Source organism: Dehalococcoides sp. (genome assembly GCF_041654235.1).
GTDB lineage: Bacteria > Chloroflexota > Dehalococcoidia > Dehalococcoidales > Dehalococcoidaceae > Dehalococcoides > Dehalococcoides mccartyi_B.
Genome location: NZ_JBAZDW010000053.1, coordinates 1 through 8577, shown reverse-complemented (window position 1 = coordinate 8577; position 8577 = coordinate 1). Strand labels below are relative to the sequence as shown.

At 46.3% G+C, this 8577-nt stretch carries 10 protein-coding genes; 3 read left to right on the top strand and 7 right to left on the bottom strand.

Annotated elements, in window-relative coordinates; genetic code table 11:
• On the bottom strand, window positions 1-127 hold a 127-nt coding region (locus tag WC259_RS06565; protein ID WP_372643734.1), incomplete at its 3' end, for a twin-arginine translocation signal domain-containing protein.
• A 246-nt stretch (window positions 128-373) separates the two neighbouring features.
• Here WC259_RS06565 and WC259_RS06560 point away from each other — a divergent pair.
• Entirely contained in the window at window positions 374-862 is a 489-nt protein-coding gene (locus tag WC259_RS06560) for a MarR family winged helix-turn-helix transcriptional regulator (RefSeq protein ID WP_011309983.1), read from the top strand.
• 74 nt (window positions 863-936) lie between these two features.
• On the opposite strand, the gene WC259_RS06555 is transcribed toward WC259_RS06560, so the two are convergent.
• Both WC259_RS06555 and WC259_RS06550 read right to left on the bottom strand, forming a co-directional pair.
• A complete protein-coding gene (locus WC259_RS06555) occupies window positions 937-1209 on the bottom strand; it encodes a hypothetical protein (protein WP_015408025.1) in 273 nt (90 codons plus the stop codon).
• An 18-nt stretch (window positions 1210-1227) separates the two neighbouring features.
• Window positions 1228-2706 (bottom strand): reductive dehalogenase, encoded by a 1479-nt coding sequence (locus WC259_RS06550; protein ID WP_011309985.1) that lies wholly within the window; start codon window positions 2704-2706, stop codon window positions 1228-1230.
• Between the two features lie 274 nt (window positions 2707-2980).
• Between WC259_RS06550 and WC259_RS06545 the strand changes: the two genes are divergently transcribed.
• A complete protein-coding gene (locus tag WC259_RS06545) occupies window positions 2981-4159 on the top strand; it encodes a PAS domain-containing sensor histidine kinase (protein WP_011309986.1) in 1179 nt (392 codons plus the stop codon).
• Window positions 4156-4833, top strand: coding sequence for a response regulator transcription factor (locus tag WC259_RS06540; RefSeq protein WP_011309987.1), 678 nt, complete (start codon window positions 4156-4158; stop codon window positions 4831-4833). The genes WC259_RS06545 and WC259_RS06540 overlap by 4 nt, the downstream gene beginning before the upstream one ends.
• Window positions 4834-4906: 73 nt before the next feature.
• Here the strand turns inward: WC259_RS06540 and WC259_RS06535 are convergent, their stop codons facing one another.
• The 4 genes from WC259_RS06535 to WC259_RS06520 form a co-directional block, all read right to left on the bottom strand.
• The gene (locus WC259_RS06535) at window positions 4907-5263 is read right to left on the bottom strand and encodes a hypothetical protein (RefSeq protein ID WP_011309988.1); all 357 of its coding nucleotides are present in this window, start codon (window positions 5261-5263) and stop codon (window positions 4907-4909) included.
• Between the two features lie 156 nt (window positions 5264-5419).
• Window positions 5420-6253: a porin PorA family protein gene (locus tag WC259_RS06530; RefSeq protein ID WP_015407328.1), complete on the bottom strand. Its 834-nt coding sequence runs from the start codon at window positions 6251-6253 to the stop codon at window positions 5420-5422.
• A gap of 277 nt (window positions 6254-6530) precedes the next feature.
• On the bottom strand, window positions 6531-6803 hold the full coding sequence (locus WC259_RS06525) for a dehalogenase (protein ID WP_372643729.1): 273 nt from the start codon (window positions 6801-6803) through the stop codon (window positions 6531-6533).
• A 19-nt stretch (window positions 6804-6822) separates the two neighbouring features.
• A complete protein-coding gene (locus tag WC259_RS06520; RefSeq protein WP_011309991.1) occupies window positions 6823-8325 on the bottom strand; it encodes a reductive dehalogenase in 1503 nt (500 codons plus the stop codon).
• Window positions 8326-8577 lie beyond the last annotated feature (252 nt).

Below are 8577 nucleotides of genomic sequence, written 5' to 3'. Positions count from 1 at the left end.
AAGACGTGACCTCATCCAAATCGTGGAAAACAGGGGCAGCAGCGCTCATAGTACCCAAACCTGCTCCGACTACCCCAAGGCTTTTCATAAAATCACGTCGCGAGAGTGTGGAATGAAACTCTTTCATAGATTTCCCCTTTCGAATTCTATCGGACTACCGCTGGTGCTGTAATTTATATTTATTTAAGCTTGCTATCACCCTCTTTCACTAGTATATTAGTCTATATGGACTAGTCCATATAGACTAATATACCGATTGTGTATTGTCAATAGTGTGTACGGAGATTTGGCAAAAACGGCTTGAGGGATTAAGATATACGCCGTACAGATGCTAACAGGTATCCAGTAAATAATTAATAACACAGGCAATAAGATGAACGAATTTGAGACTCTGGAACTGGAACATTTACTTTGGGTCAACATTACTCAGGTTAAACATTCAATTGAACGGGCATGGACACGCGAATTAAAAAGCCTGAATCTCTCTACCGAAAAGTTTGCCATATTACATGAACTCATGTGTCTGGGCGGAGAATCCACCCCTCATACTCTGGCCAGACGAATTGTATTTGAACCCCATTCAGTTTCAGCCATTGTCAGCCGTATGGAAAAAGACGGACTAATTATCAAAACCAAAGATTTAGACAAAAAACACATGGTGCGCATAAAACTTTCCGAAAAGGCTATTGATACTTTCTATCAAGCTCTGGAAATTTCCAACAGAGTGTACAAGCAAATGATGGCCAGTATAACCAGAGAAGAAAAAGTGGAGTTATCAAAAACACTCACTAAATTACGGAATCACACCTTGCCCTTAACCCACAAACACACTAAAACCCTGACCCCGTTTAAATACATTTAACCCAGTCTATCAGATTAAAGAAGATGACAAGGGGGGGGAGACTTAAGTCTCCCCCCCCTTGTATTACCTGAGGTTTAGGCTTTCTTTACCCTTCGGGCGGCCAGCTGCCAGGCTAAAGCCAGCAGGACAAGTCCCGGCAAGCCTACTACCAGCAGAAACATATAAGCCGCTTTAGGCTCTACCTCTGCCAGACTGCCGAAGTAGTTCTGGACGGTGAAAAGGAGCATGAGTGCCCCGATTGCACCAATCAGCCACTCGTACCAGGCAAGGCTAAAATTGTTTCGTTTCATCAGCCAAACTAGCCCCAATACCAGGGCACCAACCAATATACCTATGATAAACCACATATCACTATCTCCTAATTCTTACTTTCCGTACCCGCCGTCTCTGACACCCATAGTGGTATCAAAGCCGTATCTGGGCAGGTCAAGATCCCACCATTCGGCCGCGTCATGATGGCCGTAGCCAAAAGCAACGTCAGCTTTCCAGAGGAAGCTGTTGAAAATGCCGGTGGTGGAAAGGGTGGATTTAACAATTTCATGTATCATGGCTTTGGTATTTACGTTAAATACACAAACGCCGGTACATATCTGGCAGGTAGCCCCGGTGCTATGTTGATACAGCTTGCACTCAGGTTCATTCTTGTAGTAAGCCTTTTTACCACCGGTGCTCCAAGGACCAGCTGGTTCCCATGTAGGCTCTTCTTCAAATGATATGGCCTTGGCCGGGCAGGTATCCGCACACTTTCGGCAGCTATGGCAGAAGCGGAAAGCGCCGAAATCTATGGGTTTGCTGACAGGCAAAGGAAGGTCGGTAATAAATTTATAAATGCCGACTACCGCGCCTTCTTCAGGAATAACGCACTGGTTAATTCTATCCATTTCGCCCAGACCGGACAAAGTAGCCACAGCCGGTGAAGGACAAATGCCGTTAGGCCAGGGGGCAGACTGCAAACCCTGATAACCCAACCCAAGCAGGAATTTCTGGACACAGGCCATGGTTTCCTGATTGAGACGGTAGCGGCTCATATTGGCGGCATAACAAACACCTGAAGGTGCGGTGCGATACATTTCTTTGGGCATGGGGGTAGTGTAAGTAACCACCCAGCGGGCTTTGTTGGGGATAATAAAGTGGGTATCAGTTACATAACCGTTATCGCAATCTTCAAAACCATAGGCCATGGGCGGGCCGTTAAAGAACATGCGGCTGGCATCTACAGGGTAGAACATGCTTTTTACATTAGCATCCAATTCTATAGATGCAATCTGGCCGGCACCGAAAAACCTCATGGCGGATTTGAGCAAGGCAAAGTTCTCTTCAGGGGTGCTTTCCCAGCGGGGCACTCCAAAACTTTCATGGGTATAGGTTTGACCTACCAGCTCCGGTATGGGGGCTGCCCCTTCCAAAGCCGGATATACAGGTTCTCTCCAGCCGGCGTGGGCTATAAAATGAGGCCAGGCAGCCTCCTGCATGGAGGTATCCAGCAGGGAAATGGCTTCTTTGGAGCCGGTCTTTTTTGCCCCTGCGTTAAGAGCGGCTACACCCTGAGCCATAGCGGAATTTACCCTGTCCCATCCCACAAATTCAGCTAACAGCGGGGGAAGATGACAGCCTTCCTGGGGAAACGGCAGTGAGGACGTTTTACTCCAGTCTATTTCTATGGTTGGCTTGTCAACCTCTCTCACCCACCAGGGCCGTTTGTTGACAGATGAATCTGCCGAGGCTACTTCGTCAAGGTCATGGAAAACAGGAGCGGCGGCAGCAACTGCACCTATACCGGCACCTGCCAATCCTAATCCCTTCATGAAGTCTCTTCGGCTCAGGCTACTGTGAAAATTACCCATAATTCTTTCCTTTCCTGCAAATATTTCAGGCGTTCCAAACAGCTACATGGATTTTGGTCTCGTCTGCTCCTCCTTAATGTTATTCAAGGATATCTGAATATTATAAATACCCTTAGTAAACCAAACGGTAAATCTCTGAAGCTTAAAGTAAAGTTAATATAAGGCTTAATTAAGTATTCTTAACTATTGCCAATCTTGGCATCAATGGTTGTTATCTGGTTATATCTCTCATTTTGGCAGTATAATAGAATAACAGCCGTACGAGAGAACCTGAGTGGAAATAGACGAATTAAAAGACGAATTAGTTAAGTTAAAGCAGTGCAATTACACTCTTAAAAAAGAGCGGCTGAAATACCGCGAGCTTTTTAACTGGGCCAACGATGCCATACTCCTGTTCAAATTCTCCAATACGAATGACCCCATAATAATTACAGAAGCCAATACTGCCGCCTGCAAGCACTTCGGATACAAATATGAGGAGCTAATCGGGAAGACAAATCTGGATATTGATTCACAGGAAACGGCACTCCGTGGACCGGAAATAGTCAGTAATTTAGTTGCCAAGGGGCATGAAGTTCTGGAAATAGCCCATAGAAATAAAAACGGGGAGAGTATCCCGGTTGAAATAAATCACAAACTAATCTACCTAGGCGGGGATACCATGATAATCTCGGTTATCAGGGATATCACTATCAGGAAGAAAAATGAGCAGGAACTTAAGGAGTCTTTAGAGCGGGAAAAACAACTAAGGGAAACTCTGGAAAATGAAATAAGCCAGCGGATTACCTTTACGAGGGCTCTGGTGCATGAACTGAAAACCCCGCTGACATCTATGCTGGCCACCTCTGAACTGCTCAGCAAAAACCTGGCAGAGGAACCTAACCTAAGCTATATGAAGTGCCTGTACGCCGGTATACAAGACCTTAATCTGCGTATAGACGAGTTGCTGGATATTGCACGGGGTGAGGTTGGTCTGCTGCGGCTGGAATGTGAACCCCTGAATATTTATGAATTACTTAAAGACATTGATGAGATAATGAACCCCGTATTTGAATCAAATTCCCAAAAGCTGACTATCAGCATACAAAACCCGTTGCCTGTTGTAGTAGCCGATTACAAACGCCTTAAGCAGGTAATTTTGAATTTGCTGGATAATGCAGCAAAATACACCCCGTGGGGAGGCAATATTTCATTGACCGCCGGAATTAACCACAACAATCTGGAAGTTGAAGTGAAAGATAACGGCAAGGGCATGAGTCCGGAGGAGATAGGGGCTTTGTTCCACCTGTATTCGCGAAGCCATAAAAAAGGCACTCCCTCAGGTTTGGGTATCGGCTTGGCTTTGTCCAAGATGATTATTGACCTGCACGAAGGTGAAATAACAGTGAAAAGCAAGGTTGGCGAAGGAAGTGCCTTTACTTTTTCCATACCGCTGAGGCCAAAAGCCAAATGAAGATACTGATTATTGAAGATGATTACAAAATAGTCCAGGCAATATCTTTTGCACTTAAAATATGCTGGCCGGATGCAACCCTGCTTAGTGCCTCACGCGGGGAGAACGGTTTAAAGATAATTGAAGAACAGTCACCAAATCTGATTATCCTTGACCTGAGCCTGCCGGATATGGACGGGCTGGAAGTACTGAAGGATGCCCGGCTTTTCTGTGATACTCCCATTATTATTTTGACCGTACGGGCAGAAGAATCAGATGTAGTGGAGGCACTGGAGCTTGGGGCAAACGAATATATTATAAAACCCTTCCGCCAAATGGAGTTGCTTGCCCGAATACGGTGCATACTCCGCCGCCCCATAACTACCAACAAAGATGCCCTGATAGAATGGGGGCCTTTTAAACTGGACTATTTTAAAAGGCTGTTATTTATAAACCAGAAAACTGTAATCCTGACCACCATTGAAAGCCAGATTATGCATGAGCTTATCAAGGATGCCCCTGGGATAGTAACTTATTCAAGGCTATCTGAACTGATTTCAGGGGGGCATTACCCTGAAGTAATTAACAGCATAAAGGTACATGTATACAACCTGAGGCGAAAACTTGAGGCGGATGCCTATGCCCCAAAGCATATTATGAATATGCACGGGGTAGGCTATTTCCTGTCCAAGTAAAAGTTTGATACTTTTACCGCACAACGCCTTTCAGCCAAACTAACCAAAACGGGGAGTGCCGTCATATTAACTGCTAGCTGGTAAATTCGTCTTTGGTCAAGATTAAAAGTATTACCGCCGGAATACCGGTCAGGATAAATGAGCAGGCTGCCGCTATGGCACAAATCAGCGCCCACAGCCATTTCTTACGCCGGAAAGCAAAAATACCCCCCACCAAAGCCACCAGTGCAACTATGAGGGCCGGGATTGGGGTATCAAAGATAATACTGGGTACAAAGGGCGGGATATCCCCCTTCCCGAATCCGCTCCCGGCCTCCCCGAATATTCCTACTGAATAATTCAGTATTCCCAATATGCCGAATATGCCGGAAATAATACACAGGCTACCGGCAATCACCGGTCCGCGGGTTTTCTTTAATTTATCGTTCATACACTTGCTCGCTTATTCCCATGATAACCGCTATATAGCCTGCAATACAAGGGGGGTATGCCCGGCTAATCTGATACTTTACCTGAAGGGTATAAAAAAGGGGGAAGCAGGGTTTAACCCCCACTCCCCCCTTTGATATTTGATTAAGATTAAAGTCTAGGCAGTGCGACTTCGGAAAAACCCGACTCCGATAAAGACAATACCCACGCCTGCCACTATCCAGAAGGCGTAAACACTGGCCCACATAATCATACTCTTGGTGGATTCGGCAGTGCTTACCATCTCGTCAATGGTTTCAGTGGTATAGGCTATGGTTGAAATGAATATAGGCATGCTGACTGAGGGTGCAGGGGAGATTTTGAGGGTGGTGGTAGTATCTGAGTACACAGGCACCCCGCTGACCGGCTCTACTTTGATATTTATCAGAAAATCACCGGTTTGGGGTATGCCGGTAGCACCGTAAGTACCCAGATTGATGTTTTTCTGGTCTACCTGAAAGACATATACTGTCAACCCCTGATAGGTCTCTTCTTTAACAAATTTGGCAGTCAAGCTCTGGTTGGCTGTTGCAGACCAGAAAGGATAATCCTGCTGCTGGGTATCAGCCGGGAAGGTAAACTGACCGGTGCGGTCGATATTCCCATAACCGGAGACATTTGCCCGGGTAGTTCTGTCCAGCCCGTAAACTTCCTCTGAACCAAAGGGTAACTCTGTACCGGCCTGAGCGTGGGTGAAAGTAATCGTCTGGTCCATAAGCAGAACATCATCTTCCAGACCGCTGGCCTTCAGAGCACGGGTAACATTGACCGGCATAGCAGGGTTAAGCTGGCCGGTAGCAGAATTCAGTACCTGAACAGTACCGGAAAAATAATAATTCTGTTCATAATCCGCCGGCAATTTAGCCATAACCGGGAAAAACACATAAACCCAGATAAAAGCTACCGCCACTAAAAGAGTGCCTAAGAATGAGGGCCACCAACGTTTGAACAACCTAATCAACCTCCTACTTCATTTTTGTGTCACGCTAATTTGAAACCACAGCAAATAATGTTAGGGCAGATATGCTAAAGGGTCATAAAAGGAATACGGTACACTGAAAGCGAGTAATAATAACACATTATTTTACTTTTTGAAAGATAATTTCAATTTCATTCATTTTGAGACTAAAATAGTCGTCTGCATGAAAATACCAGTGCCCGAACTTTTAAGGTTCGGGCACTGTAATAGTTTTTACCGGAGAGTATTTATATCTGTTTCATCCCGGATTTCAGGCTTTAGCAAGTCTCCTTGCGGCTAGTTGCCATGTTAATGCCAACAGGATAAGAGATGGCAAGCCGGTAATCAGCAGGAACATATAGGCGGCCTTGGACTCTATTTCTTCAAAGCTGCCCATGAAATTCTGCAGGGTAAATACCAGCAGTAACAGCCCAAGTATGCCTAATACCCACTCATACCAGGTAAGATTAAGATTCTTGCGTCTTAACCACCAGATAAAACCCAGCACCAAAGCCCCAATCAAGATTCCTATAAAAAACCACATAAAGCTTTAATCTCCTTTCCTATTTTCCGTAACCGGCATCAGCCGCGACAATGGTTGAGTCCTGACCAAGGGTAGGCAGGCTGAGATCCCACCATGCTTCGGCTTTTTCAGGATCAGTGCCATAGCCAAAGGCATCGCCCAGTTTGTAGAAGTAGGTGTTGAAAAGAGGAATATTGGCAATAGTACCTTTGATAATCTGGTGAACCAGAGCACCCCGGTTAACGGTAAAGGTACATTCACCCCAGCAGATGCGGCAACCGTGAGAGGTTTCGTTGGAATACTGGCGGCAGAGAGGCAGATTGTTGTAGAAGGCTTTTGTGCCCTTTACTGAGTATATAGTCTCTTTGCCTTCGGTCAGCGGCAAATCCCATGAAGGTTCTTTTTCTTTAGATATACACTGGGGCGGACAGGAATCTGCACACTTCTGACAGGAATGGCAGAAACGGTAAATGCCTGCATCTATGGGATGGGTAGGTTCAAGAGGCAGGTCCGTCAACACACCATACAGGCGGCCGGGTGCCCCATATTCGGGAGTAAGGGTGTAGAGTTTCTGGCGGCTGGCTTCACCCAGACCGGCCATGATTGCCGCTCCACCCTCGGAACCCACATAACGGGCATCGTTGCCTATAGTACCAATCAACTGGTAACCCAGATACCGCAGGAAGTTGTAGGTGGATGCGTGCAGATTGGCACAATTGTAAAAAGTATTGCCATTGGCCATACCGCCAAGCAGAGTGCCGGCTGAACGCCAGAGCTCATTTGACCCTTGGGTTGACAAGGCTATCTCCCACAAGGGTACATTAGGGATAACCAGTTTTTCAGTAGTCTCATATGCTTTGGGCACATTTTCAAAGACAATAGGACGGGCAGCGGTGACAGGAATAGTAGTGCCAATGTATTTTTCGTTGTTGGAGTCACCCTTCTCATAAGAGAAGATAACATGGTCACGATGTTCCTGGGTAAGTTCGGTATAGCCTACCAGTGAAGCGCCATAAGCCCTCATGGCCGCCCTGAGCATACGTGAAGCCTCTTCAGGTGTACCCGTCCACTTCGGTTCACCCCGTTCTTCAGGGGTTTTTACCGGAGCGGGGTCTTTGGTTTCGGCCCAGCCGGGTGAAGTCCCCTGAGAAACTCGTTTAAAGCTGCCGGCCAGTGCTCTGGAACGGTAAGTATAACCGGGATAATTTGAAGCGGTTCTTTCAGCCAGTTCGGCAGCGGATAAGGCCGCAGCCCCCAAGACTCTGTCTGCCCCGTAGTAAATTGCTCTTACTCTGGCAGACTGTCCCTGGTCACGCCCGTCATGGCGTTCCATCATGCCGAAGTCTACCTCTATGGTGGGGTCGTCAATGGGGCGCTCTTTTACCCACCAGGGACGCGGCTGAACAGCTGTATCAGAGGCTATAAGTTCGTCAATGTCATGGAAAACAGGAGCCGAAGCAGCAACTGCACCAATACCTGCCCCGGCCATACCCAGACCCTTCATGAAATCACGGCGGGATACCATTGAATGAAACTTGCTCATAAATTCCTCCAATTCTCTTAACTCAAGACCTGTTCTTCCACAACGCCACCCAGTCTCTCCTGAGCGCCATAACACTCGCCGCACCTCACTAAGGTAAACTCTTTAATGAAATATGCTTCATGTATTAATTATATATTCCAGTATGCCATTTACTATCCGCTTTTATACGTAATACGGGTTAAGCATTTTTACTTATTTCCCGTAAGTAAAACTACGTATAGGAAAGCGATATTATCTGAGTAAATCTAGACG